The organism is Glutamicibacter endophyticus, assembly GCF_048457885.1.
In the GTDB taxonomy this organism is placed as follows: Bacteria; Actinomycetota; Actinomycetes; order Actinomycetales; family Micrococcaceae; genus Glutamicibacter; species Glutamicibacter endophyticus.
Genome location: NZ_CP174200.1, coordinates 3439426 through 3462082, shown reverse-complemented (window position 1 = coordinate 3462082; position 22657 = coordinate 3439426). Strand labels below are relative to the sequence as shown.

Sequence of the window (22657 nt, the reverse complement as noted above, 5' to 3'; positions counted from 1 at the left end):
AACGCTAATTGGTCACATGACCAACAAGGAAAATTTTGGGGACATTTACCGCAATGGAGCGGTCACACTCAGCAGGAAGGATCGTGAGTCATGAGTAGTACCTACCTTGATTCCGATGCCGCGGATTCCGCGAAGCATCCAGAAAAACGCGGGATTGAATACATCGCGCCCGAACACCGCCACGGCAAGCCCTACGAGTTATTCGCCGTCTGGGCCGCACCGAATGTGAGTGTTCTGAGCTTCACCATGGGAGCCACGCTTACCCTCGTTCTAGGGTTGGAAATCTGGCAGGCCATGGCCGTGATCATTGCCAGCAACCTGCTGTGGGTCCTGCCGGGAATCGTCGCCGCCAGCGGCCCGTCGGCCGGAACCTCGGGCTCGGTGATTACCCGCGCGATCTACGGAATCCGGGGCAACCGCATTGTGATCGCCTTCTACGGCTGGTTCGTTTCGGGCATCTTCCTCGCGCTGAATTGGGTGGCCTCAACCTTCATGGGCGCCGAACTGCTCCGTCGCATCGGTATGGGTAACGAGACGCTGGCCAAGGCTCTGGTGACCATCGTTGTTTCCGGTATTACCGTGCTCGTAGCCGTCTATGGGCACGCATTAATCTTGCGCAGCTACACCGTGGTGACCGTGGCGTTGCTGGCCATCTTCGTGGTGGTCACCGCCTTTATCCTGCCGCAGATCGATCTCGGGTTCGTGCAGCCCGAGCCTCTGGGAGGGCTGGATCTGTGGATCTCGCTGAGCATCGGCTTCGCGATTCTTGCCTCGACCCCACTGTCCTACTCCAACAGCGCTGATCTGGCTCGTTACCTGCCCAGCGAAACCAAGGCATGGCGCATCGTGGCCGCAACGGCACTCGGTGGAGCCGTACCGGGAATTATCTTCCTCAGCGTCGGCGCCTTGCTGGGTACCGCGGTCTCCTTCGAGGCACTAGAGATCGGCATCGACTTCGCCCTGCTGGAAATGCTGCCCGGGTGGCTGGGGATCCTCTTGGTCATCGGCGTTGTGCTCAACACCGTTGCGTTGAACGGTATGACTACCTACACCTCGAGCATGGTGTTCCAGTCCATCGGTGTGCCGATCCGTCGCATCCCTTCGGCCGTGCTGATTGGCGTGCTGGGCACGATCTTCACCTTCGTGCTGGCCATCTCTACCTCGCTGATCGACGCGGTAAACCTGATGCTGCAGTTCCTGCTGATCATCTCGGTGCCGACAATGACCATTTACGTGGTCGATATCTTGCTTCGCCGCAATCGCTACGATTCGTTGCAGCTTTTCGAACAGTTCCCTTCCGGCAAGTACTGGTACCGCGGCGGCTACAGCATGGCTGGGATGGGAGGTCTGCTCCTTGGAGGTCTGGCCACCGCGCTATTCCTCTCCACCGATGTCTGGATCGGGCCACTATCCCTAGCGTTTGGTGGGGTAGACCTTTCGGTGCCGGTAGGCATCGCGGTGTCGGCCCTGTGCTACGTGTCGCTGGCGAAGAAATCCACCCAGGTGCTCGGGGCGGTCTAATGTTCGTTGCAGCTTCCCCGACAGATAACCACCGTGCCCATCCGCCGCGTTACCCGCAAGATGATGCCGGGAACCGGCTGCTCGAAAACTGGCAGGAGGCCGGGCACAATCGGTGGGCCTTCAGCCATATGGAAGAGGTGACCACCCACGCGCGGATCTCCACGGCGCCCGTGCCGGCGCAGGCAACGCTGCGGCTAGGTGCGCTAGCGGAACAGCTGCCGGACCTCGTCGCCCGTCTGGAAGAAAGCTACACCGATTCGCTGGTGATTCTGCAGCGCGGAGAGCTGGTGGCCGAGTACTACCGGGCCGGGGTGGGGGAGTATCAGCCACATCTGCTGATGAGCGTCTCAAAGTCGCTCTGCGCGCTGGTGGCCGGTGCCCTTGAGCTGGAACAGAAGCTCGAGATCGATGCACCCGTGGTGCACTACGTGCCCGAATTGGCCGACTCGGTCTACGGTGAGGCGACGGTACGCCAGGTCCTGGACATGCTCGTCACCGTCGACTACGACGAAACCTATGTCGACCCGAACTCCGAGGTCCAGCGCCACGACCGCTCGGCCGGATGGCGCCCCCAGCAGCCGGGGGATCCGTCGAACACCTCGGAGTTCCTCACGTCCCTGCGCGGGGCCGGGAACTATGGGCAGCGGTTCCAGTACTGTTCGGCAAGCACCGATGTGCTTGCGTGGGTGATCGAACGAGCCAGTGCCATGCGGTATGCCGAAGCGTTGGGCGTGTATCTTTGGCAGAAACTCGGGGCCGAACGGGATGCGACGATCACCGTCGATAACGCCGGGTTCGGTTTCGCCAACGGTGGGATCAGCTGCACCGCGCGTGACCTGGCCAAGGTGGGCCAGCTGATGCTAAGCGGCGGACAAGCTCCCGGGGGACGGGTGGTGTCCGAAGCCTGGGTTGCGGAGGTCTTCGCGGGCGGGAATCCCGAGGCCATGAAGGGCGAGGGCTTCACGGAGCAGTTTCCGCGAGGATCCTACACCCGGCAGTGGTGGTGCACAGGTACCGAGCGCGGGATCATCTCCGGCATCGGCATCCACGGACAGAACCTGTGGATCGACCCTTCCCAGGAGCTGGTGATCGTGAAGTTCTCCAGCTGGCCCGAACCCGATACGGCGCACTGGCATCGGTTGCAGACGCAGCTATTGCTGGAGCTGACCGAAGCGGTAGCGCGGTTGCACTAGGCAACAAGCCGGATAAGCACGAAGGTGCGGCACATCGAAACTGTCGATGTGCCGCACCTTTCCTTTCGTTCTAGGCCAGCGTGCTGGCGTTCAGCACTGCCTGCAACCTAATTGGCGATGAGCGTGTGCCACGGGCGCTGACCGGCCTCGGCGGGCGTGCCATCAAGTACCTTGGCGCTGCGTGAGCTTGGGTCGAGGATGACCGTAGCCAGGCTCGCCCAACGCTGCCCCATGGAGAGGTTCATATCCGGTACGCAGGTCACCGGTGGCTCACCCGAGCCGGTCACCAGCTGCTCAAAGAGTTCATTGACGGACTCCGGCGCCCCATTGGCTAGGCGCGCGGCGAGGAAGTCGAAACGCTGCCCGGAGTCGGGCTGATAGAGCCAGCTCTTCTCCTCGGCCTTGGGCGTTTCGGTGAGGAAGTGGTTGGTGCGCAGGTGCGTGCCTGCCTGCAGCGGTGGCACCTCGAATACGCCGCGCGGGGTGATTTCGAGGAGCGCCGAACCCTGTCGGTCCAGTAGTGCGAAGGAGCCGGAGGAGGCGATCGGCGCGCTACGCACCACATCGATGGCCTCGGCCACCGACCCGGCATTCTGCAGCACATAGGCGGACAACACATGCATGGGGATTCCACCGACCGCGTCTTCGCGGTGCCCCAGAATGTTGAAGTGCAGTCCCAGGCCGGCGCTGTTGATGCCGATCTTGCCCAGAATGCCATGTTCGGTAATTCCCACCATGTGGTGACGGCCGCCGATGACCTGTTGCGTGTGCCAGTGTCCGGCCAATTCGACGTGCCAGTCCCAAGTTTGGACCCCGAAGGTCCCATGCGCAGTCTCGCGCACGATCGTGGAGCATTCTCCCGGTGCGATGTTGGCACTACGGGCCAAGATCTCGGTGCGTGCGTTGAGGGCGGCCACCTGCCACGGGGACAAATTTGCTTCGGTAGCAGTGCCAATAATCTCTTCGGCGAGCTCGGGGGCGAAGCTCGAAATGTCCTCTAACGCGCGTTCGGCGTCGGAGCGCACCTGCTGCTGGGTTAGACCACCGAGGTCGAAGAACTTCGTGTAGATCGCCAGCGCGCCATGTAGCTGGTCGCCAAGCTGTGCCGCACGCTGTTGGCCGCGTGCGGTGGGGTTGCCGGCGTCGATGCGTACATGGGGGCGCAGGGTGGGGCGTGGAACGGGGAAATCGGTCATGGGTATTCCTTAGCGCAGGGCGTCGGCGGTGACGCGGTCGTGTTCGATGAGGTTACCGTCGACGACGGTGGCCACTACGGGATTGCTGGCCTGAGCGCTCGGGGCGAGTCGCATCGGGTCGGCGGCGAAAATACTCAGGTCGGCGCGGGCGCCGACGGCGATCCTGCCTTCGGCCGGTGCGCCGGCGGCGAGGGCAGGAATCCGTGTCATCGCCGTATAGGCCTCATCCGCGGTGAGCGCTTGTTCGACGTGGAGGGTGGCGGCCTGCGGGTCTTCGACCGGGCGGCGCAGCTGTGCGTCAGCCAACGCGATACGCGGATCGGCCACCCCGATGGGCCAGTCGGATCCCAAGGCCAGTGGCGCCTTGGCACGTAGCAGGTCGCGGGTGCGCCAACCATGGGCTGCACGGTCACGACCGAGGCGAATGGACCAGTTGTCGCTGCCATCCGCGCTGGTCAGGCGCGTCCCGTGGACCGGTTGCACGCTAGCGATGACTCCCAGCTCGGCGAAGCGAGGCAGCAGCTCGTCGCCGATGGATTCCAGGTGCTCAATGCGGTGGGCACCGCCGCGGGCCGGTCCAGCCGCTTCTATCGCGTCGAGCGCATAGGCCACCGCGGCGTCTCCGATAGCGTGCGTGGCCGTAGGTATGCCGCGGGAGGTGAAGTATTCGATGGCCTCACGGTAGGCCTGCGGATTGCGCCAGAGGCTGTCGGTGTTTTGCCCATAGCAGTCCGGGTGTGCGAACCACGCCGAGCCGTTATCGGCGGTGCCATCGAGCATGAATTTCACCCCGGCCACCTGCCACCGACGGCCACCAAGCTCTTGCTGCGCTACGGCCTGAGCCCATACTTCTGGCCCGGAATCGGCGGGAATCAGTGGGGAGCAGCGAACCTTCAGGGGTAGCAGATTGCGCTCGTCCAGGTAACTGAACACGGCTTGGGACGGGTCGGCGAAATCAAGTGCATGTATCCCGGTAAGGCCGGCACGGGCCATGTGGTGCAGTTCTTGCAGAACAAGGTCGGCGGCCTGTTCGGTGGGTAGCGTCGGATAGTGCTCCATCACCAGATCCATGGCCTGCAGCTCCACAATGTAGCCGGTCGGAGTGCCCTGCTCGTCGGTGTGAATCTGTGAGGCATCGGCGAAGCGTTCGCGGCCTGTGATGCCCAACTGCTCGATGACGGCGGGGCTTACCACCAAGGCATGCGCATCGGAGGTCATGTAGCTGATCTTCACTCCGGGGAAGTGTTCGTCGAATACCCGGCCGTCCACGTGCCCGTTAAAGAGATTGACGTCTAGGTTGAACCCGGTGATCCACTGATCGGCACCCAGCGCCGCGAGGCGCTCGCCGGTGGCGGTCAGCAGGGCTTCGAGTGTGTGGATTTCGGCGAGGTCGAGGGAGGTCCCGCGCTCGATGGAACCCCAGACCGGGTGCGTGTGAATATCCACGAGCCCGGGCAGCACCACGCCATCGAGCTCGATGATGCGAGTGTCTTTGGTGGCGTGCTGTTGCACAAGCTCTGGTCCGCCGAGGGCCATGATGTGCTCGTTGGAGATGGCCACCGTGGTGGCCGTGCTCGCTGGCTCCCCGGGGTTGTGGATGCCCCGAGCGGAAATGATCAGGTCTGCGCCCATCGAATCTAGCTACCTCTCTCACTATTGGTCATGACACCAATAGACTGTGGAGTTCAAATCTATTAGGGTGAGCGCATGACGTCAAGCGCGCCCAAACCACGAACCCGGAAGAACCCGGAGGACCGCAGAGCAGAAATCCTCGATACCGCGGCGGCCTTAGCCCTGCAGCTGGGTTTGGAAAAGGTGACCATGCGCCTTGTGGCTGAAAAATTGGACGTGCGTCCCGGGCTCATTAGCCACTATTTCAAGAGTGTCGACGAGCTGACGTGTGCGGCTTTCGAGCTGGCCGCGGTGCGCGAGCGCGAGGCGATTTTTTCGGTGGGCATGACCGAGGGGGATGAACTGGGAAATATCGCCCAATTCTTGGCCAATGTGGCCGCCCCGGATTTCGAAAACTTGGGCAAACTGTGGCTCAACGTCCGGCACTTATCGCGTTATCGCGAATCCTTGCGCGCCGTGGTTAATGAGCAGGAGGAACTGACGCTTGCCGGACTCACGGAGCTCATTGCGTGCGCCGAGCGGGCCGGGCAGGTGACGTCGCGCAACCCGCGGCTGGCCGCCAGTGGGATCCTGGTGGCGATCGACGGGGCGGGTAGCTACGTAAATACCGCCGAACCGGAAGCGTTGGCCGAGCTCACCCCACTGATCCGGGTTGCCGCCGAGTATCTATTGGGTCTTGCTCCGGGCAGCTTGCCGCAACGCTAGGTTCGGAGCCGGTGAATACCGCAGCGTAGCCATTGAAATGCCGAAGGCCGGTCGCCAGCTATCACTGGTTGATAATTTGCGGTTACAAATAAGCCGTACTCGATTAACGCCTAGGTGAACGCGGTTATAGGAGTACGAAATATATCTACGACTTCTTAAAAACTATTGTGACTGACCGCACTAAATCGGTAATGTCAGCCTCGTTAGCGAGGTAGCGCGGTGATGGTGGGCCCACGCGGTGACGGTGCGGGGAGGTGGAAACGTGGATGCTCTGCTTGAATTGATTTTAGGATTGCTCGGAGGTTTGGGAGGCTAAGCTACTGGGCCAACCCCCTGGGTGAAGTTGTGGCGTCCTGACCGCGGGTCGGGGCGCCACGCTCATACCGAGCGGCGCATGCGCATTCTTGCGGTACTTTCCAAGCCGCACGTCGAATGCTGTTTCCCTTCCGTTCACGCCCATCTGTTCCGCTAGAAAGATGCAGGGACAACAGACTGGGATACGGCGCGGATTCCGCCCCGAAATACAGGCATTACGCGCGCTGGCCGTATTGCTCGTGGTGATCTACCACCTCGAACCACGAATCGTCCCCGGTGGTTACATCGGAGTCGATATCTTCCTTGTCATCTCCGGCTTTCTCATTACCTCTCATTTGCTCAAAGAAGCCGAGAGCACCGGCTGGATTAGTCTGCTTTCTTTCTACGCGGGGCGCGTGCGAAGGATCCTGCCAGCGGCCCTGTTGGTCATCCTTGTCGTGGTGCTGGTGACCTTGCGAATCACGCCATCGACCCAATGGCATTCGGTTGGCGTCCAAGCGGTGGCCAGTGCCCTCTCGGTGCAAAACTGGGTGCTCGCCGCATCGTCGGTGGACTACTTGGCAGCCGATGAAGCACCTAGTGCGCTGCAACATTTCTGGTCGTTGGGTGTTGAGGAACAGTTCTACTTTGTATGGCCGCTGATCGTGCTAGCCGCATGCCTGCTACTTCCAGCACGGCTCCGTACCGCCGGGCTCTGGACCGGGTTTTCTCTGGTTTTCGTTCTGTCGCTGGGCTACTCCGCGTATTTAGGATTGGCCGCAGATGCCAGCGGCTATTTCGTGACCACCACTCGGGCCTGGGAGCTGGCCGCAGGTGGGCTCCTGGCGTTATTGGCCGCCCGAAGCACGAGCGCCACCCGGGGGTTGCTATACGGGCTACCGCAATGGAGCCGCAGCCTCTTGGTGCTCTTCGCGTTGGCGGCTATCGTCGGCGCCGCGTTCAGCTACGACGGGCACACCGCCTTTCCCGGCCTGGCCGCCCTGGTGCCGGTGCTAGCCACCATGCTGATCATCGCCGCCGAACGCACCGAGGGTGTTTTCTCCCTGCATCGGGTGATTGACAGCCCGCCGGTCCAATGGGTGGGCGCGGTGTCCTATTCACTCTATTTATGGCACTGGCCGCTGATCGTTTTTGCCGCGCAACTAACCGGAGAAGACCCCGGCCCACTTGAATCCATTGGGCTCTTGGCGCTTTCCCTCGTGCTGGCGCAGCTCAGTTATCTGCTGGTGGAGAACCCGGTGCGCCGCTGGTCGGGGTTCTCGCACGGTGCGGGACGCACCGTACTGGCGGGCGTGGCGGCAGTGGCCGTGGTCGCCGGCGTGGGCTTCGCGCCGCAGTACGCGCAACAGCGACTGGTGGCCGAGCAGCGCCAGCAGGTGCGCCAACTTGAACAGGCACCGCCGCAGGGATTCGGGGCGCCCTCCCTCCAGGCCGGTGCTCCGGCGTTTCTCGAGGGCAATACGCAGATCGTTCCGGCGCTGTCCGAGGCGGCCGAGGATTTGCCGCAAATCGGGGCTTGCGTGCAAAAGCCGCAGGCCACGGAAACCAAGGAGTGCGAATTCGGCAACCCGAAGGCGAAGACTACGATCGCGTTGGTGGGGGACTCGCACGCCACGCACTGGTACCAGGCGGTGCTTGACCTTGTGCAACGCAACGACTGGAAGCTGGTGACCTACCTCAAGAATTCCTGTCCCTTCACCGCCGCCACTCGAGAGGCGGAGCAAGCCGGTTCGATTTCTTGCCGTGCGGCGAATGAGGCCAGTTTGGAACGGATTCTTGAGCGTTCCGATATTGACGTGGTGATCACGGCCTACTGGGCAGCGGCGAGCTACACCAGCGACCCGGCCGCGGGTTTTGCCGAGTATTGGGGCGAGCTGGAGGATGCGGGCATCGATGTGATCCCGCTAGTGGATACCCCGCGTCCCGAAGGCAAGCAATTCGCGCGCGATTGCCTGGCCGGACACCTGCAGCATCCGCAAGAATGCGCCACGGAACGAAAGGACGCCCTGGAGCCGGCGGACGCCACGAAGCGGGCCGCCGAGCTAGAGCCACGGGTGCAGGTGCAGGATTTCACCGACGAGTTTTGCACCGAAAACACATGTCCCGCCGTGGTCGGCAACGTTCTGGTCTACCGCGACAAGCACCATATTTCCGACACCTATATGCGCACGTTGGCCCCGGAGTTCACGAAGCGTCTCGAGCCGGTGATCTCCGGGGACCTACGCCGGTAGCCTAGGCGGCCAGATGTGATTGGTGGATTGGGTTCTTGTTCTTGCGTCCGTAGGACAGGACTAGATAGAGCAAGAAGGTGACCACGAAAGTCGGTAGCGTCGCTCCGATGGGGCTTGGCCAAAGGTAGGCCAGCGCGTACGACAGCGCCGCTCCCACGACCCAAGAGCCAATGGCGATCGGGTTGAAGCCACCCGAATACCAGTAGGCTCCGCTACTCGCGCGCAGGATGTCTCGGGAGTAGGCTGCCCGGGCGATGATGTAGTAGTCCACGATCATGATGGCGAAGACCGGTACGAAGAAGGAACCGATCAGGATCATGAAGTTCGTAAAGCTATCCAGCAGGCCCAGGAACGTCGAACCGAGAATCGAGATAAGGCCCAGCACGAGAGCCGCCGGGAGGAAGCGCATATTTCCTTCGGCGCGCGCGTTGACCAGTGAGGTGGTCATGCCGAAGACAACCATGGTGTTGGTGGCCATCACGGAGAAGAAAATAACGATCGCAATGGGGGCGCCGAAGGCCGCGACCACGGTGCCTGGATCGAAGGCGATGGCCTCATCGCCGCGCTTGAGCACATAGGCAAAGACGGTCGCTCCCAACGCCATCGCGGAGACCGTCGAGACGATGTAGCCGATACCCGAGCCCAGCATGCCGGACTTCGGACTCTTGGCGGTGCGATTGATATCCGCCGAAAGCACGGTCCAGGAGATCGCCGTGGCAAAGACGACGTCGAAGACGAGCCCACCGGTCATCCCCTCTTCTGCGGGGGCCGGCAGGGAGTTGAGGTCCCCAGGGGTGAAGGTGGTGAAAATCGTGAAGAAGATCCATCCCATGATCGCCAGCATGATCACCGCGAGCCACGGTTCGATCTTCGCGATGCCCTCGTGGCCGCGGATCGCCAGAATGACCACAATGATCTCGCTGAGCACGGAGAACAGGATCGGATTGGAGTAGCCGGTCCACGAGTGCACGAGGTAGTCGACGGTAACACCGGCCAGCATGGCCTGCACCCAGCTCCAACCCATGAGCACAATGAGATTGGCCGCCACGGGCAGGTAGCTGCCGCGGATGCCGAAGGCGCCGCGCGTCAAGGCCATGGTGGGCAATCCGGTGCGCGTGCCGATGTTGCCGATGGTAATCAGCACCAAGGCGCCGGCTACGGTACCTAGCACGATCAACCCGATCGTCGCGCCCCACGAAACGGAGGGAACAAATAGGGTGCCGGTCAACATCGTGGTCACCACGAGGTTGGCGGCGAGCCAGATCATGCCGATGCGACCGAGGGATAGGGTGCCGCGGATCGGCCCGGAATCGTCGGAGGTGAGATTCAGCCGTTGTTCGAGTCTGTCGATCATGGACATGTCTTGGCTCCTAGGCGGTGATGGTGGACAGGTGCTCGTGGACGGCGAGGAGCTCGCCATCGACGTCCTTGAAGATGATGGATTCCCGCTCGACATAGGACTCTTCGCCCTCGCCCTCCACATGCACCGTGGTGGCGACGGTATGGCTGAAGGCCGCACCGCCTGGCCAGCACTGCACCAGGGGATCGCTGGACTCACAGGACACAACACGCCAACCATCGCGTAGCCAGGATGCCCACAGTGCTTCGTACTCGGCGCGGCTATTCAGACGCTGTGGTTCGGGATGGAAGATGAAGCTGGCGTCTTCACTGAATTTCGCAAAGTAGCTCTCGGTGTCGGTGGCGGCAAAGGCCTGAACAATGGCCGCCGCCGCGGCCAGCACTTGATTCTCGGTGGGTTGGGCGAGCATGACCTGCCTCTTTTCCTATAGGGAAACTCTCGTAGTCACTAGCGAAACATCCCGACGGGCGAAGCGCAATACTGTACCGCAAATGTTGACGCAAGTTACCTGTGTCACAAAGGTTACGAGGCGTCATGTGTATCGTCTAGACTTGATAGGTCTGTGCCGGATCCTGCCTGAAATCTGGGTAGTGAGCCGCGCGGATAACGCTAGAACCTCCTGTTGCGGAGATGCCGCAACCGCTTAGCCCAAAGGAGGTGGGTTCACATGCGTGCTTATGAACTTATGGTTCTGATTGATCCCGAGGTCGACGACCGCACCGTCGAGCCAACCATCGAGAAGTACCTCGAGGTTGTCCGCACCGCCGGTGGTTCCATCGAGAAGGTTGATATCTGGGGTCGTCGCAAGATGGCCTACGAGATCAAGAAGAAGGCGGAAGCCATCTACATCGTGGTGAACTACACCGCAGATCCTGCTACTTCGTCCGAGCTTGAGCGTCAGCTGAAGATCAACGAGCAGATCCTGCGCCACAAGGTCACCCGTCCGGAAGAGGCCCGCGTTTAATTACGCCCCTTTTCCCGTCGTAGTGCAAACAACGTTCACCCCATTTAAGGAGAGTCAATGGCAGGCGAGACTGTAATTACCGTTATCGGAAATCTGACCGCCGACCCGGAGCTGCGTTTCACGCCGTCCGGTTCAGCCGTAGCGAACTTCACGATCGCTTCGACTCCGCGCACCTTCGATCGCCAGTCCAATGAATGGAAGGACGGGGAAGCCCTGTTCTTGCGTGCATCGGTGTGGCGCGAGGCGGCCGAGAACGTTGCCGAAACGCTGACCAAGGGCATGCGCGTCATCGCCCAGGGTCGCCTGCGTTCGCGCTCGTACGACACCAAGGAAGGTGAACGACGCACCGTCATGGAGCTTGAGGTCGATGAAATCGGCCCCTCGCTTCGTTTCGCGTCCGCCAAGGTAACCCGCACCCAGCGCTCCGGCGGTGGGGGCGGTGGCTTCGGCGGCGGTGGAGGTTTCTCCAACGCACCGCAGCAGAACGCCCCACAGCAGCAGCAACAGCCGCAGCAGGGTGGCGGATGGAATGCTCCATCCAACGACCCGTGGAGCACCGGCGGTGGCAACAACAGCGGCGGTGGCTGGGGCAACCCGGGCAACGACGAACCACCTTTCTAAACTCATTTATTCACCATCCCGCAGATCACTCTGCGGGCTCCCAAGCTAAGGAGCTCCACGATGGCTAAGGCTGAAATCCGTAAGCCCAAACCAAAGTCCAACCCCTTGAAGGCCGCTGACATCACCGTCATCGACTACAAGGACACCGCATTGCTGCGTAAGTTCATCTCCGACCGCGGCAAGATCCGCGCTCGTCGCGTGACCGGTGTGTCCGTTCAGGAACAGCGCAAGATCGCACAGGCTATCAAGAACGCCCGCGAAGTTGCCCTGCTGCCTTACTCCGGCGCTGGCCGCGGTTAAGGAAGGGATACCACCATGGCAAAGATCATTCTGACTCACGAAGTATCCGGTCTGGGTACCGCTGGCGACATTGTCGAGGTAAAGAACGGCTACGCCCGTAACTACCTGCTGCCGCGCGGCTACGCACTCATTTGGACCAAGGGCGGTGAGAAGCAGGTTGAGTCGATCAAGGCTGCTCGCGCTGCTCGCGCCGTTGCCAATCTCGAGGAAGCTCAGGCATTGGCAGCATCGCTGAAGTCCCAGCCGGTTAAGGTCACCGTCAAGGCTGGCGCTAACGGCCGCCTGTTCGGCACCGTCAAGAACGCTGACATTGCAGCTGCCGTCGAATCTGCCGGTTTGGGCAAGATCGACAAGCGCAACATCGAGTTCGATGACCGCATCAAGGCTACCGGCAACTACACCGCCACCGTGCGTCTGCACGAGGACGTCGTTGCCAACCTGCGCCTGCAGGTTGTGGCTGCCGCCAAGAAGTAAGGCCCTTTCGGCTTCACTTTGATCAATGGGTGGCATCCCGTTCCGCGTGAACGGGGTGCCACCCATTGGCGTTTTTAGTTACGAGGTACTCCCGCTAGGGGTGCGGGGTGGGACGATAACTCAACTCCTGGGTGCGTGAATCCAGCAGTCGGGCATCTAGTAGCTCCAGGTCAAAGTCGCCGACCTCGGCGAAGATCCGGTCGCTACCACTGGCACCGGTGAGCGCCGGGAAAACCGTAAGCTGCACGATATCGACCAGCCCGGCATTCAAAAGCGCTCGGTTCATCCGAATACTTCCATGAGAGCGCAGCGGCACGCTGGATTCCTCGCGCAACCGTGCCACCACCTCGGTCGCATCACCCCGCTCCAGCCGCGCATTGGGTAGCTCCAGCGGTTCGCGCAGACTTGTGGAGATCACCAGCATCGGTTGGCCGAGCATTGCGCTGACCCAAGGATCGAAGACCTCGGAATCCGGTGGCTCGGTGGCCAAGAAATGCGCGAAGAGCCGGTACGTAGCCGCACCGAGTATTAGCAGGCAGGGCTCCGAATAGATGGCTAGGCGCCGAGCCAGGAGTTCGGGGCCCTGCTTGCCCCAGTAGCCGCCCCAGTGCTCACCGGCGCTGGCATATCCATCCAGGCTTGAAAACACGTCATAGGTGAACGTTTGAGACATGCTGTCCCCCTAGCCCATTTCTGCCGACAAGGCCCGTGGACGCCTAGTCTACGCCGCGCACCGCGGGCTCAACAGCCCGAAAGCTCCCGCGCTCGATCAGGGCCTGTGGCGGTGCCCAGCGGAACGTGGTCATGAGTTAACACGGAGGCGGATCCGCCGACGCCCCGGTGCTACGCTGGGCCGTGAATCACCGGCATCAAGCAGAACAATGGGGTTTTAGCATGGGCGCAGTCTTTCCCGACCAGTCGCAGTTGGACGATTCCGCCAAGGAACGTGTGGCCGAACATCGGCGGAGTCTTGAACAGGCCGAACGTGAAGAGAACTTGCGTGAGCTCCGTGAGCGCGCGGGCTTGAGCCAGCAGGAGTTGGCCGCCCTGCTGAAGGTCAAAGCGGAGCGGATCGGCAAGCTCGAGCGCGGCGAATTCGACCGGGTGCAGTTCGCGACACTACAGCGCTATGTCGAGGCACTGGGCGGTAGCCTACGCCTCGAGGTGGACTCGACTGAGGGACCTCAGGCCTCTAGTATCCGAATCTTCTAAGCGGGCGCGCTCAGGACCCCGAGGCGGCCGCTGCAAGCCCGGCACGTAGTGTTTGGGCCTGGCCTGCCTGAAATGCCGTCTGTGTGATCAGATGGGCAATGACGCGGCGCAGGGACCACGTGCTGCCCGGCGGGGTCCATGGGGTTGGCGGAACACTTAGCCGCCGGTCGAAGACCGTGAGCGAACTGATCAGCGCATCGGTGGCCGCGGCCACCAATGCATACTGCTGCAGGGCGGCCGTTAACGAGCTCGCCGTGGCGACGGAAGGTTGGGTGTCCTGCGCTCGCTCGCCGTGTGTGATCAGCGCGCACCACCCCAGCTCCAGTTCAATGGCTAACCGCAGGGGATCTTGGAGACTGGGCCCTCCGGGGTGGGGCCGATGGGTAAATCCCTGCTCGTCGAGATCTACGTAAGCCTCGCGCAAGAGCGAACGGCTGTCTCCCAGGGCGTCGAGCAGGTCAGGAATCTCGGTGTGCATACTGGCTCCATTCGGGGTCGCCACCGGCGGTGTACTTGCACTATAGCCATTAAGACACGCCCCTGAACGGGGCTTATTTCGCGAAACAATGGCGCAATGCACCTCATGTCATCTCGTTCTGTGCGAGAGTTGAGCTATGAAATCGGCCAAGCGAACCTTGCGCGCGCGGTGGCGCCGGCTTGCCTTCGATGACGGCTTCCGGCTCGCGGTAACCTCGCTACCGCTCTTGCCTGCGCTCCTTATCGGTTCACTACTTTCCCGCTCCGACATAAATGGTGCGGCGTTGCTGGTCACCGCTGTTGGCGGTGGCTTGGCCTTGGCACTGGTGCTTAATCTTGGCTGGACACATTGGTTATATACCCGCACCGACCCACGTCTGCTCGAACGCATCGCGCGCTACCAATGGCAGCACGGGCCGAGCCAGTTGAGCCGATTCATGGGCGCACACGACGCGCAGGCGTGGTCCCTCTCGCTTGCCCTAGCCTCACTCGTGGTGGCTATCTGCCTGGTCCTCACGCCATGGGACAGCCCCAGTGCGCTCGTACCCGCGCTGGTTATCGTAACGGCCGCGGCCAGTTGGGTTTCGGTGGGTTACACTTTCGCCTTGCAGTACTTCCGGCTAAATGCCGCCGGTGAACACATTGACTTCGACATCCGCGAGGCACCGGACTTCGGTGACTTTCTTTCCATGGCGCTGATGGTCTCGGCCGCGGGAGCCTATAACGGAGGCACCCCGCGCACCCGCCAGGGCCTGCGCACCATTCGGACGCATACCTATGTGGCCTTTCTCTTCAACACCGCGGTGCTGGCGATGATTATCTCGCTGATCAGTGGCAGCATTTTGGGCTGAGCCCGCTTACGCCTTGTGAACAACGAAGATTACGCGGCGCGAGTCCGTGAGTGACGCGGCGGGTCGAATAAACCGGTGAATATTGAGCTTTGCTACGCAGTTTGTTTGACCCTCGCGTCATGTAGCCCATATTGTTCTTAACAGAATCAAGAGTGTCGACATCTAGCCCTGGCTTGTCGGCCGGCAACCCTCTCAACGGTAGTGGGGTGCTCCAGGTGACGATTCGGTCCCGTACTGGCCGTGCGGGGCAAGTACCGCACATCGAGACGAAAACCATGGAAACCCGCGGTCTCGTGCCGCAGAGCGTCCATGTCACGCATCGGTGGGCATGAGAACGAAGGATAAAACCTTGCCGCTGAACTACGATCTCGATTCTCACTCCCTGCGTACGGTCTTTGCCCGACACCCCTCAGGAATTGCAGCCCTGTGCGCCACCGTAGATGGGCGCCAAGAGGGATTCGTGGCGTCCTCCTTTACCGTTGGGGTCTCTCTCGAGCCACCGCTGGTGATGTTCGCTGTGCAAAAGTCCTCGCGAACCTGGCCTCGGTTGCGGCGGGCTGGACGCATTGGAATCTCGGTGCTCAGTGAACGCAACGAGTGGGTGTGTGCCCAGTTGGCGTCGAAGCATGGCGACCGCTTTGCCGGCGTCTCCACCGAAGTTACCGCCGACGGGGCCTTGTTGCTGGATGACTCGGCCGCCCACTTTGAAACCTCGATCTACTCCGAGGTCGATGCAGGCGATCACTGGGTGGTGCTACTGCGCGTGCATGCGCACCGGGTGGCCGAGCATGACCCGGTCGTTTTCCATGACTCGGCCATTCGCCGACTGCCCGCGCTTGTCTAGGGTCACACGCCCGACTCTGCATAAGGTATGAAAAGATTCCACATAGTTATCCACAATCCAGTGGATAACTTGTTGATAAGGGGTTGAAAACCTGTCTAAAGCCCCGGAAACGCGGTGATTCGCTGTGGACAGGCGATATCTACAGGCTGAATAACTGTGAAAAATAAACTTGTATCCACAGTACCCATTTTCTAAACGGCCTTGTCAGATGGCTATTGACAAGATGTGATTTTAATAATCCACAGAGTTCTCCCCAAGTCGTAAACAGCGAATCCACAGGGGCTTCACCTTTATCCACATATTTTGTGGATAAGTGGGTTTCGATCCGTGGTAAACGCGCCTATCGTTGGCACAGGGCGGACGAATATCCACAATGTCACGACTCAACCTGTCGGTAACGCCTGACAGTGTTGGTGAGTTGGTTAAAAGGTGGGGGCAGAGCCGCCCGGGTGGAACTCAAGGGGATGGAAGTGTCAGTTATGAGCGCTGAGCCGACGTACGAAAGCCGCGACGCGGATGCGGGGCGCACACCTCCACAGGATCTGGCCGCCGAGTCTTCCGTGCTGGGCGCCATGATGCTTTCCAAGGATGCCATCGCCGACGTCGTCGAGGTGGTGCGCGGTGCGGACTTCTACCGTCCCGCCCACGAATTTATCTATGAGGCCATCGTGGACCTGTATGGTCGCGGTGAGCCGGTCGATGCGGTGACCGTGGCCGATGTGCTGACCAAACGCAATGAGCTGGCGCGCGTAGGTGGCGCCGCCTACCTGCACAATCTGGTCCAGCAAGTCCCCACGGCAACTAACGCGGCCTACTATGCGGAGATCGTGCGTGAACGTGCGGTGTTGCGCCGCCTGGTGGATGCCGGTACGCGCATTGTGCAAATGGGCTACTCACCCGATGGCGAGGTCGATGCCATCGTCAACGAGGCCCAGGCCGAGGTCTACAAGGTCGCCGAAAACCGCAATTCCGAAGACTATGTGCGCCTGAGCGACATCATTGAAGGCACCGTCGATGAGATCGAGAACGCCGCTAACGCCGGCGATGGCATTACCGGTGTGCCTACCGGCTTCTACGAATTCGACGAGCTGACCCAGGGCCTGCAGGGCGGACAGATGATTATCATCGCGGCTCGCCCGGCGGTGGGTAAGTCCACCTTCGCCCTGGACTTCGCACGCTCGGCAGCCATCAAGCACCGTATGGCCACCGTGTTCTTCTCGCTGGAAATGGGCCGCAATGAAATCGCCATGCGCCTGCTCTCCGCCGAGGCCTCCATTCAGTTGCAGGCGCTGCGTAAGGGCGATGTGGCCGATGAGCAGTGGACCAAGATCGCTACCACCATGGGACGCCTCAACGAGGCGCCGTTGTTCATCGACGACTCACCGAATATGTCGATGATGGAGATTCGCGCCAAGTGCCGTCGCCTGAAGCAGCGCAATGAGCTACGCATGATCGTGCTGGACTACCTGCAGCTGATGAGCTCGGGAAAGCGTGTCGAATCGCGTCAGCAGGAAGTCTCCGAGTTCTCGCGTAACTTGAAGCTACTGGCCAAGGAACTGGATGTCCCGCTGATTGCGCTCTCGCAGCTGAACCGTGGTTCGGAACAGCGCACCGACAAGAAGCCCATGGTCTCGGATCTGCGTGAATCCGGTTCCATCGAGCAGGACGCCGACATGGTCATTCTGTTGCACCGCGATGACGTCTACGACAAGGAAAACCGCCCGGGCGAGGCCGATGTCATCGTGGCCAAGCACCGTAACGGTCCCACCAAGACCATCACCGTGGCCTTCCAAGGTCACTACTCTCGCTTCAACAACATGTCGAACGAGCCGAGCTAGCGGAGATTCCACTGCCGGGTCGATAGGCTGGGGCCATGTTCGAGGCTCTCACTGCATTCCTCTGGGGTTCGGTCGCCGGTGCGGCGCTGTTGCTCGGCGCGGGGCTGGCCTGGTTCCTGCGGATACCGCGTAGCATCATCTGCGCGGTGATGGCCTTTGGTTCTGGGGTGTTGATTAGCGCGCTGAGTTTCGAACTTGTGCTCGAAGCGGCGGACACCGGAGGCCTGCTGGCGACCGCCGGTGGCGTAGCCGCCGGCTCGTTGCTCTATTTCGCTGCAAACCGGCTCGTCGGCGCCCGCCCGAAGCGTAAGGCCGCGGCCAGCGGTAGCGGTGCGCAGAACAATTCGGGTATCGCCATCGCGATCGGTGCACTGATTGACGGGATCCCGGAATCGGTGGCCCTCGGAGTGGGCCTCGTGGCCGGGGGCGGGATCAACCCGACCATGGTTGCCGCGATTTTCATCTCCAACGTCCCCGAAGGGCTGGCCAGTACCGCGGACCTGAAGGCCGGAGGGCGCAGCGCAGGCTCGGTGTTCGGATTGTGGGCCGGTACGGTCGTTGCCTCCGGACTGGCCGCGGCCCTAGGCTACCTGCTGCTGGCTGGTGCGGCCCCGGAGGTGTTGGCCTTCGCCACCGCGGTGGCCGCCGGCGGCATCCTGACGATGCTCGCCGACACCATGATTCCCGAAGCCTATGCCGGCGAAGGCGACTTGACCGGTTTATTGGTCGTCTTGGGATTTCTCTCGGCCTTCGCACTGCATGTGATCGGTGGCTAGTCAGTCCTGCTGGCTTCTGGCCCAGACAGTGAAAGAATAGCTTTATGCATTCAACCGGTCCGTCCGAACGGATCCATCCCCGACCGACGACGGTCTTCAGTCCTAAGTATCTGGGCACCACTCTGGGCATGTTCGTGCTGGTGTTCATGGTGGCATTTGAGGTCATGGCGGTAACCACCGCCATGCCAGTCATCAGCGAAGCGCTACAGGGGCGCGAGCTCTACGCGCTGGCCTTCTCCGCGCCGCTAGCCAGCGGCATGGTCGGTATGGTGGCCGCCGGTGAACTGGCCGACCGGCGCGGGCCTAAGCTCCCGCTCTTCGCCTCGGTGTTGATCTTCGTCATCGGCCTACTGATCTGTGGCGTAGCAGTGAGTATGCCAATGCTCGTTATCGGCCGACTGATTCAAGGTGTGGGCGGTGGAGCCATTACGGTGGGCATCTACGTGCTGATCGCCCGCCTCTATCCGGGGCATTTGCACCCGAAAATCTTCGCGCTCTTTGCCGCCGCCTGGGTTCTCCCGGCGCTCATCGGTCCCTGGATTGCCGGGCTTGTGGCCACCTTTATCGGCTGGCGATGGGTGTTCCTGGGAGTCTTGCTGCTCGTGGTGTTTGCGTTTTCGGCCGTCGTTCCCGCCCTGCGCTCGCTGCAACCCGAACACAACGCCGAGCTGGGACCAGTCTCGGTCCGCCGACTGCTACTGGCCGCCGCTACCGCGGTCAGCGTGCTGGCGATGAGCCTCTTGGGACGCTTACCGGGTATCGGCCCGATCTGTGTGGTGGTGGCCTTGGCGGCGGCCCTGCTGGCCCTGAAGCCGTTGCTACCGGCCGGAACCCTGCGGGCGGCCCGCGGACTGCCGGCTACGGTGCTCTCCCGAGGGTTGGTGGCCGCGGCCTTCTTCGGTACCGAGGTGTACCTGCCTTATATGTTGCGTGAGGATTACGCGCTACGCCCGGATCTCGCCGGGTTGGTACTTACCGCCTCGGCGCTGTCCTGGTCGGTGGGCTCCTGGCTCCAGGGGCGTACGGGAGAGCGTTTTAGCAACGCCGCATTCATCACCGTCGGATCGCTGGCCGCCACCGCGGCGATCGGCACCGCACTGGCCACCGCCACCTGGCATTTGCCGGTACCGATCTTGGTGGCGGGATGGGCCCTCGGCGGCTTCGGTATGGGGTTGATTTATCCGCGTCAGAACGTGAATATGCTCGGCCTCTCGGCCAAGGACCAGCAAGGCTTCAATTCCTCGGCGATGACGCTGGCCGATTCCCTGGGCTCTGCCAGTGCCACCGCCGTGGCCGGGGTGGTGTTCGTGCTTGCCGGTGCCGCGCCATTTGCCGCCGTGTTTGCGCTGACCTTCGTGGTGGCGCTGGCTATGGTTCTCGTCGCTGGGCGTACCGCGGCGCGCTAATCCTTGGGCAGTGCCGCCAGATGCCGCGCGGCGACCTTTACTAGGTGCGCGTCGAAATCATGGTGCTTGGCAACGTAGGCCTTGATATAGGGGCAGACGGCCACGATCTGAGCGCCCTGGGCGACCGTGTCCGTGAGCGCGTAGTTTGCTAACTTCCCGGCGAGTCCCTGCCCTCCGTAGGCCTCGTCCACCACGGTGTGGAAGAAGATACGATCGGTGCCCTCGTCCGTACTGCCCGGCACTTCGCGGTAGTGGGCCGCTCCAATCTGCGTGCCCGCGTCTTCGAGGACATAACGCTGCTTCTCGGGCAGGTGCCGGATGCTGTTCTCGTTCATCTCTGATCTCCTGGATTGGGGCGTGGTCGTAGGCGCACCGTGGGTAGCTCCGGGGCCGGTAACGGGGCTGGCGTATCGGGCGGAAAAGGACCGAATTGTTCGCCCTGCACCATACCTGGTTCGGCGCCGATCTCGGCTTGCCACTGGGCACGGTACGCGATGACTTCTTCGTGGGTTCGCCCCACGAAGTTCCACCACATGAGGATTTGTTCGTTAAGCGGTTCCCCGCCGATGAGCAACGCGCGCACCGGCTCCGCGCCGGCGCGCAGGTGCAAGGAGCTGGCGCCGGCCGGAATGAATCCCAGCTCGCGGTGTGCGAGCTGCTGGCCCTGTACCTGTGGGGTTCCGGCATCGACCAGAACACCGTGTTCGTGGTGGGCCGGCACGTCGATATTCAGCTCCGCATGCGGTTCCAGCCACAATTCGGCACCGCTGACTTCGGTGTGTGTTTGCACCGGCGAGGTGCTGCTGTGCCCTTGAGTGCCGAGCGTCCCGAGGAAGACGCGCAGGCTGTACCCGGGGCCGTGCAGCGGCTCGGGACGGTAGTTCTCGAAGGTCGGTGGCATAAAGCGGGTTCGATCGGGCAATGCTATCCACAGTTGTGCCCCGTGCAGTACTGTGGTGTCCTCGCTGAGAAACTCGGAGTGGCTGATGCCCTGTCCGGCGGTCATCAGGTTGACCTCGCCGGGGCGTACGGTGGCGCTAAAGCCCGCCGAATCAAGATGTTCGATGGCGCCGGTGAACAGCCAGGACACGGTCTGCAATCCGGTGTGAGGGTGGCGCGGTACGCGCATGCCGCCGGTGCGGGCGACGTCGTCGGGGCCGTAGTGGTCCAGGAAGCACCAGGCGCCGATCAGACTGCGTTGCTTTTGCGGCAGGGTGCGGAAGACCGTCATGGCCCGCGGTCCGCCGAGCGGTACCGGCCGTGGTTCGAGGATCTGAAGCTCATCGAGGCAGGGGAGGGTTCTGCAGTCCTGTTCGGCAGGCACCTGTTCAAGGTTGCTCATAGGGCCAGCCTAGGCGTGTGTCCTCGAGCTGACCAGCGCCCGAATCATCTGGACGTGCGAGGATGTGAAGTGGCAGTAGTGAGACGGGAAAGAGAGGCATCGATGACCAATCCGGAAGAGCAACAGCTGGGCGATGACGAATTACTCAGGCTTGAACAACAGGTGTGCTTTGCCGCGGCGGTGGCGGCACGCACCATCATTGCCTCCTATAAGCCGGTGCTCGACCCGCTGGGGTTGACCCACCCGCAGTATTTGGTGATGTTGGCGCTGTGGGAGTTCGGTCCGATCGGAGCCCGCGAATTAGCCGAACGGTTGCATCTGGATCCGGGGACGCTCTCGCCGCTGGTTAAACGCCTCGAAGCCGCGGGGCTGCTGGAGCGAAACCGTAATCCGCGCGATGAGCGAGCCATTGTCATTTCGCTGACCGAGCAAGGCACTGCCTTGCGGACTCAAGCTCTGAACGTGCCGCGCGAAATGATGCGGCGCTTGGACCTCGATGAGGCCGAGGTGGTGCAGTTGCGCACCACCTTGCAAAAGGCCACCCGTCACGCGCTGAGCGCCACCGATCAAAATTAGTTGGTGCACCAACTATTGGCCTACACTGGAAGTGTGCGGCGCATGCCGCACGCACCGCTGACCAGAGGAGTGGCCATGAGTGACGCACCGTTGCCCATCGTTCGAGATACCACGGGACTCAGTCGTGGGTACCGCGTACTGTGGCGGCTGAAATATCTGGGACTGTCCATCTTTGGCCCCGCCGAGCGCACCATCGAGACCAGCCCGCGTGAGCGCGTGAAATGGGAGCGTGCCGTACGCGTGCTGCGGGCCCACCAGGCCGCCGGCACCACGCCCGATGCCGAGACCATCCAGGCTGCCGCGCGCTTGAGCTAGCGCTCGCGTCGGCCCTGGCGAGGGACCGGGCGCCGACGCGATATTCTCTAGATATGCAGGATATGACCGAGCTGATCGTCACCCGCCAACTCAAAGCTCCCCGCTCCGCGGTGTGGGCGGCCTTCCGTGAACCGGAAATCATCGCCGAATGGTGGGGTCCGGCCGGATGGTCGGTACGCGAGGGATCGATCGTACTCGAACCCAAGGTCGGGGGACGACATGAACTGGACCTGCACCCGCAGCAAGACCCGTCGCACCACGTGCCGTTGCGCGCGGTCATCACCGAATACGAAGAGTATGAGCTCTTCGCCAGTGCCGACGGTCCTCATGAGATGACCTTGGACCTGGTGATCAACACCCGCGTGACCCTCAAGGAATTCGGCGGCCTCACGCATCTGACGCTGACCCAATGGCCGCTACCCAATGAGGTGCTTGCGGCCAGCACGGCGGCCTGGAACTCCGCGCTCGATAAGCTCGAGACCCTGCTCGCCGAATACTTCTAGGTCGC

The 22657-nt window shown here is 61.9% G+C and carries 25 protein-coding genes and 1 riboswitch; of the genes, 17 read left to right on the top strand and 8 right to left on the bottom strand.

Going from position 1 to position 22657, the window contains the following annotated elements; all coding sequences use genetic code 11:
* Window positions 1-90 precede the first annotated feature (90 nt).
* Both ACJD00_RS16120 and ACJD00_RS16115 read left to right on the top strand, forming a co-directional pair.
* A complete protein-coding gene (locus ACJD00_RS16120) occupies window positions 91-1521 on the top strand; it encodes a purine-cytosine permease family protein (protein WP_418907903.1) in 1431 nt (476 codons plus the stop codon).
* Complete coding sequence (locus ACJD00_RS16115; RefSeq protein WP_418907902.1) at window positions 1521-2714, top strand: serine hydrolase domain-containing protein; 1194 nt, start codon at window positions 1521-1523, stop codon at window positions 2712-2714. The genes ACJD00_RS16120 and ACJD00_RS16115 overlap by 1 nt, the downstream gene beginning before the upstream one ends.
* 107 nt (window positions 2715-2821) lie before the next feature.
* On the opposite strand, the gene ACJD00_RS16110 is transcribed toward ACJD00_RS16115, so the two are convergent.
* Together ACJD00_RS16110 and ACJD00_RS16105 are read right to left on the bottom strand one after the other, a co-directional pair.
* A complete protein-coding gene (locus ACJD00_RS16110; RefSeq protein ID WP_418907901.1) occupies window positions 2822-3910 on the bottom strand; it encodes a C45 family autoproteolytic acyltransferase/hydolase in 1089 nt (362 codons plus the stop codon).
* A 9-nt stretch (window positions 3911-3919) separates the two neighbouring features.
* A complete protein-coding gene (locus ACJD00_RS16105; RefSeq protein ID WP_418907900.1) occupies window positions 3920-5542 on the bottom strand; it encodes an amidohydrolase in 1623 nt (540 codons plus the stop codon).
* A 75-nt stretch (window positions 5543-5617) separates the two neighbouring features.
* On the opposite strand from ACJD00_RS16105, the gene ACJD00_RS16100 reads away from it, so the two are divergent.
* Window positions 5618-6247 carry a TetR/AcrR family transcriptional regulator gene (locus tag ACJD00_RS16100; RefSeq protein ID WP_418907899.1) on the top strand — a complete coding sequence of 210 codons (630 nt, stop codon included), beginning with the start codon at window positions 5618-5620 and terminating at the stop codon, window positions 6245-6247.
* 476 nt (window positions 6248-6723) lie between these two features.
* Window positions 6724-8793 carry an acyltransferase family protein gene (locus ACJD00_RS16095; RefSeq protein ID WP_418907898.1) on the top strand — a complete coding sequence of 690 codons (2070 nt, stop codon included), beginning with the start codon at window positions 6724-6726 and terminating at the stop codon, window positions 8791-8793.
* Window position 8794: 1 nt separating this feature from the next.
* Here ACJD00_RS16095 and ACJD00_RS16090 read toward each other — a convergent pair whose 3' ends face one another.
* Together ACJD00_RS16090 and ACJD00_RS16085 are read right to left on the bottom strand one after the other, a co-directional pair.
* Window positions 8795-10153, bottom strand: coding sequence for a purine-cytosine permease family protein (locus tag ACJD00_RS16090; RefSeq protein ID WP_418907897.1), 1359 nt, complete (start codon window positions 10151-10153; stop codon window positions 8795-8797).
* Window positions 10154-10163: 10 nt separating this feature from the next.
* A complete protein-coding gene (locus tag ACJD00_RS16085; RefSeq protein ID WP_418907896.1) occupies window positions 10164-10562 on the bottom strand; it encodes a YybH family protein in 399 nt (132 codons plus the stop codon).
* A 258-nt stretch (window positions 10563-10820) separates the two neighbouring features.
* On the opposite strand from ACJD00_RS16085, the gene rpsF reads away from it, so the two are divergent.
* The 4 genes from rpsF to rplI are packed head-to-tail and all read left to right on the top strand — an operon-like array spanning window position 10821 to window position 12512.
* The gene (gene rpsF / locus ACJD00_RS16080; protein ID WP_309410392.1) at window positions 10821-11117 is read left to right on the top strand and encodes a 30S ribosomal protein S6; all 297 of its coding nucleotides are present in this window, start codon (window positions 10821-10823) and stop codon (window positions 11115-11117) included.
* Window positions 11118-11174: 57 nt separating this feature from the next.
* On the top strand, window positions 11175-11738 hold the full coding sequence (locus tag ACJD00_RS16075) for a single-stranded DNA-binding protein (RefSeq protein WP_418907895.1): 564 nt from the start codon (window positions 11175-11177) through the stop codon (window positions 11736-11738).
* A 60-nt stretch (window positions 11739-11798) separates the two neighbouring features.
* A complete protein-coding gene (gene rpsR / locus ACJD00_RS16070) occupies window positions 11799-12038 on the top strand; it encodes a 30S ribosomal protein S18 (RefSeq protein ID WP_013350683.1) in 240 nt (79 codons plus the stop codon).
* Window positions 12039-12053: 15 nt separating this feature from the next.
* Window positions 12054-12512 (top strand): 50S ribosomal protein L9, encoded by a 459-nt coding sequence (gene rplI, locus ACJD00_RS16065; protein ID WP_418907894.1) that lies wholly within the window; start codon window positions 12054-12056, stop codon window positions 12510-12512.
* 94 nt (window positions 12513-12606) lie between these two features.
* Here the strand turns inward: rplI and ACJD00_RS16060 are convergent, their stop codons facing one another.
* Window positions 12607-13185, bottom strand: coding sequence for a dihydrofolate reductase family protein (locus ACJD00_RS16060; protein ID WP_418907893.1), 579 nt, complete (start codon window positions 13183-13185; stop codon window positions 12607-12609).
* 221 nt (window positions 13186-13406) lie between these two features.
* Here ACJD00_RS16060 and ACJD00_RS16055 point away from each other — a divergent pair, with 221 nt between their 5' ends.
* Entirely contained in the window at window positions 13407-13724 is a 318-nt protein-coding gene (locus tag ACJD00_RS16055; RefSeq protein WP_418907892.1) for a helix-turn-helix domain-containing protein, read from the top strand.
* Window positions 13725-13734: 10 nt separating this feature from the next.
* Here ACJD00_RS16055 and ACJD00_RS16050 read toward each other — a convergent pair whose 3' ends face one another.
* Window positions 13735-14202: a DUF664 domain-containing protein gene (locus ACJD00_RS16050; RefSeq protein ID WP_418907891.1), complete on the bottom strand. Its 468-nt coding sequence runs from the start codon at window positions 14200-14202 to the stop codon at window positions 13735-13737.
* A gap of 136 nt (window positions 14203-14338) precedes the next feature.
* Between ACJD00_RS16050 and ACJD00_RS16045 the strand changes: the two genes are divergently transcribed.
* From ACJD00_RS16045 to ACJD00_RS16025, 5 genes are all read left to right on the top strand, one after another.
* Window positions 14339-15052 (top strand): DUF1345 domain-containing protein, encoded by a 714-nt coding sequence (locus tag ACJD00_RS16045; RefSeq protein WP_418907890.1) that lies wholly within the window; start codon window positions 14339-14341, stop codon window positions 15050-15052.
* Between the two features lie 144 nt (window positions 15053-15196).
* A riboswitch (SAM riboswitch) is annotated at window positions 15197-15312 on the top strand.
* A gap of 68 nt (window positions 15313-15380) precedes the next feature.
* On the top strand, window positions 15381-15896 hold the full coding sequence (locus ACJD00_RS16040; protein WP_418907889.1) for a flavin reductase family protein: 516 nt from the start codon (window positions 15381-15383) through the stop codon (window positions 15894-15896).
* A 479-nt stretch (window positions 15897-16375) separates the two neighbouring features.
* Window positions 16376-17734, top strand: a complete 1359-nt coding sequence (gene dnaB, locus ACJD00_RS16035; protein ID WP_309410400.1) for a replicative DNA helicase — start codon at window positions 16376-16378, stop codon at window positions 17732-17734.
* 35 nt (window positions 17735-17769) lie between these two features.
* Entirely contained in the window at window positions 17770-18510 is a 741-nt protein-coding gene (locus tag ACJD00_RS16030) for a ZIP family metal transporter (protein ID WP_418907888.1), read from the top strand.
* A gap of 44 nt (window positions 18511-18554) precedes the next feature.
* Window positions 18555-19916: an MFS transporter gene (locus ACJD00_RS16025; RefSeq protein WP_418907887.1), complete on the top strand. Its 1362-nt coding sequence runs from the start codon at window positions 18555-18557 to the stop codon at window positions 19914-19916.
* On the opposite strand, the gene ACJD00_RS16020 is transcribed toward ACJD00_RS16025, so the two are convergent.
* On the bottom strand, window positions 19913-20251 hold the full coding sequence (locus ACJD00_RS16020; protein WP_418907886.1) for a GNAT family N-acetyltransferase: 339 nt from the start codon (window positions 20249-20251) through the stop codon (window positions 19913-19915). The two genes, ACJD00_RS16025 and ACJD00_RS16020, sit on opposite strands and share 4 nt — an antisense overlap.
* Window positions 20248-21258, bottom strand: coding sequence for a pirin family protein (locus ACJD00_RS16015; RefSeq protein WP_418907885.1), 1011 nt, complete (start codon window positions 21256-21258; stop codon window positions 20248-20250). The genes ACJD00_RS16020 and ACJD00_RS16015 overlap by 4 nt, the downstream gene beginning before the upstream one ends.
* A 102-nt stretch (window positions 21259-21360) precedes the next feature.
* Here ACJD00_RS16015 and ACJD00_RS16010 point away from each other — a divergent pair, with 102 nt between their 5' ends.
* The 3 genes from ACJD00_RS16010 to ACJD00_RS16000 all read left to right on the top strand — a co-directional run bounded on the left by ACJD00_RS16010 (window position 21361) and on the right by ACJD00_RS16000 (window position 22652).
* A complete protein-coding gene (locus ACJD00_RS16010) occupies window positions 21361-21834 on the top strand; it encodes a MarR family winged helix-turn-helix transcriptional regulator (protein WP_418907884.1) in 474 nt (157 codons plus the stop codon).
* Between the two features lie 75 nt (window positions 21835-21909).
* Window positions 21910-22149: a hypothetical protein gene (locus ACJD00_RS16005; RefSeq protein WP_309410406.1), complete on the top strand. Its 240-nt coding sequence runs from the start codon at window positions 21910-21912 to the stop codon at window positions 22147-22149.
* Between the two features lie 53 nt (window positions 22150-22202).
* Window positions 22203-22652: an SRPBCC family protein gene (locus ACJD00_RS16000; RefSeq protein WP_418907883.1), complete on the top strand. Its 450-nt coding sequence runs from the start codon at window positions 22203-22205 to the stop codon at window positions 22650-22652.
* Window positions 22653-22657 lie beyond the last annotated feature (5 nt).

What these genes read in the sequence shown, in the direction of transcription:
- ACJD00_RS16120 (WP_418907903.1), top strand. Translation starts at nt 91, where the DNA reads ATGAGTAGTACCTACCTTGATTCCGATGCCGCGGATTCCGCGAAGCAT.
- ACJD00_RS16115 (WP_418907902.1), top strand. Translation starts at nt 1,521, where the DNA reads ATGTTCGTTGCAGCTTCCCCGACAGATAACCACCGTGCCCATCCGCCG.
- ACJD00_RS16110 (WP_418907901.1), bottom strand. Translation starts at nt 3,910, where the DNA reads ATGACCGATTTCCCCGTTCCACGCCCCACCCTGCGCCCCCATGTACGC.
- ACJD00_RS16105 (WP_418907900.1), bottom strand. Translation starts at nt 5,542, where the DNA reads ATGGGCGCAGACCTGATCATTTCCGCTCGGGGCATCCACAACCCCGGG.
- ACJD00_RS16100 (WP_418907899.1), top strand. Translation starts at nt 5,618, where the DNA reads ATGACGTCAAGCGCGCCCAAACCACGAACCCGGAAGAACCCGGAGGAC.
- ACJD00_RS16095 (WP_418907898.1), top strand. Translation starts at nt 6,724, where the DNA reads ATGCAGGGACAACAGACTGGGATACGGCGCGGATTCCGCCCCGAAATA.
- ACJD00_RS16090 (WP_418907897.1), bottom strand. Translation starts at nt 10,153, where the DNA reads ATGTCCATGATCGACAGACTCGAACAACGGCTGAATCTCACCTCCGAC.
- ACJD00_RS16085 (WP_418907896.1), bottom strand. Translation starts at nt 10,562, where the DNA reads ATGCTCGCCCAACCCACCGAGAATCAAGTGCTGGCCGCGGCGGCGGCC.
- rpsF (WP_309410392.1), top strand. Translation starts at nt 10,821, where the DNA reads ATGCGTGCTTATGAACTTATGGTTCTGATTGATCCCGAGGTCGACGAC.
- ACJD00_RS16075 (WP_418907895.1), top strand. Translation starts at nt 11,175, where the DNA reads ATGGCAGGCGAGACTGTAATTACCGTTATCGGAAATCTGACCGCCGAC.
- rpsR (WP_013350683.1), top strand. Translation starts at nt 11,799, where the DNA reads ATGGCTAAGGCTGAAATCCGTAAGCCCAAACCAAAGTCCAACCCCTTG.
- rplI (WP_418907894.1), top strand. Translation starts at nt 12,054, where the DNA reads ATGGCAAAGATCATTCTGACTCACGAAGTATCCGGTCTGGGTACCGCT.
- ACJD00_RS16060 (WP_418907893.1), bottom strand. Translation starts at nt 13,185, where the DNA reads ATGTCTCAAACGTTCACCTATGACGTGTTTTCAAGCCTGGATGGATAT.
- ACJD00_RS16055 (WP_418907892.1), top strand. Translation starts at nt 13,407, where the DNA reads ATGGGCGCAGTCTTTCCCGACCAGTCGCAGTTGGACGATTCCGCCAAG.
- ACJD00_RS16050 (WP_418907891.1), bottom strand. Translation starts at nt 14,202, where the DNA reads ATGCACACCGAGATTCCTGACCTGCTCGACGCCCTGGGAGACAGCCGT.
- ACJD00_RS16045 (WP_418907890.1), top strand. Translation starts at nt 14,339, where the DNA reads ATGAAATCGGCCAAGCGAACCTTGCGCGCGCGGTGGCGCCGGCTTGCC.
- ACJD00_RS16040 (WP_418907889.1), top strand. Translation starts at nt 15,381, where the DNA reads ATGAGAACGAAGGATAAAACCTTGCCGCTGAACTACGATCTCGATTCT.
- dnaB (WP_309410400.1), top strand. Translation starts at nt 16,376, where the DNA reads ATGAGCGCTGAGCCGACGTACGAAAGCCGCGACGCGGATGCGGGGCGC.
- ACJD00_RS16030 (WP_418907888.1), top strand. Translation starts at nt 17,770, where the DNA reads ATGTTCGAGGCTCTCACTGCATTCCTCTGGGGTTCGGTCGCCGGTGCG.
- ACJD00_RS16025 (WP_418907887.1), top strand. Translation starts at nt 18,555, where the DNA reads ATGCATTCAACCGGTCCGTCCGAACGGATCCATCCCCGACCGACGACG.
- ACJD00_RS16020 (WP_418907886.1), bottom strand. Translation starts at nt 20,251, where the DNA reads ATGAACGAGAACAGCATCCGGCACCTGCCCGAGAAGCAGCGTTATGTC.
- ACJD00_RS16015 (WP_418907885.1), bottom strand. Translation starts at nt 21,258, where the DNA reads ATGAGCAACCTTGAACAGGTGCCTGCCGAACAGGACTGCAGAACCCTC.
- ACJD00_RS16010 (WP_418907884.1), top strand. Translation starts at nt 21,361, where the DNA reads ATGACCAATCCGGAAGAGCAACAGCTGGGCGATGACGAATTACTCAGG.
- ACJD00_RS16005 (WP_309410406.1), top strand. Translation starts at nt 21,910, where the DNA reads ATGAGTGACGCACCGTTGCCCATCGTTCGAGATACCACGGGACTCAGT.
- ACJD00_RS16000 (WP_418907883.1), top strand. Translation starts at nt 22,203, where the DNA reads ATGCAGGATATGACCGAGCTGATCGTCACCCGCCAACTCAAAGCTCCC.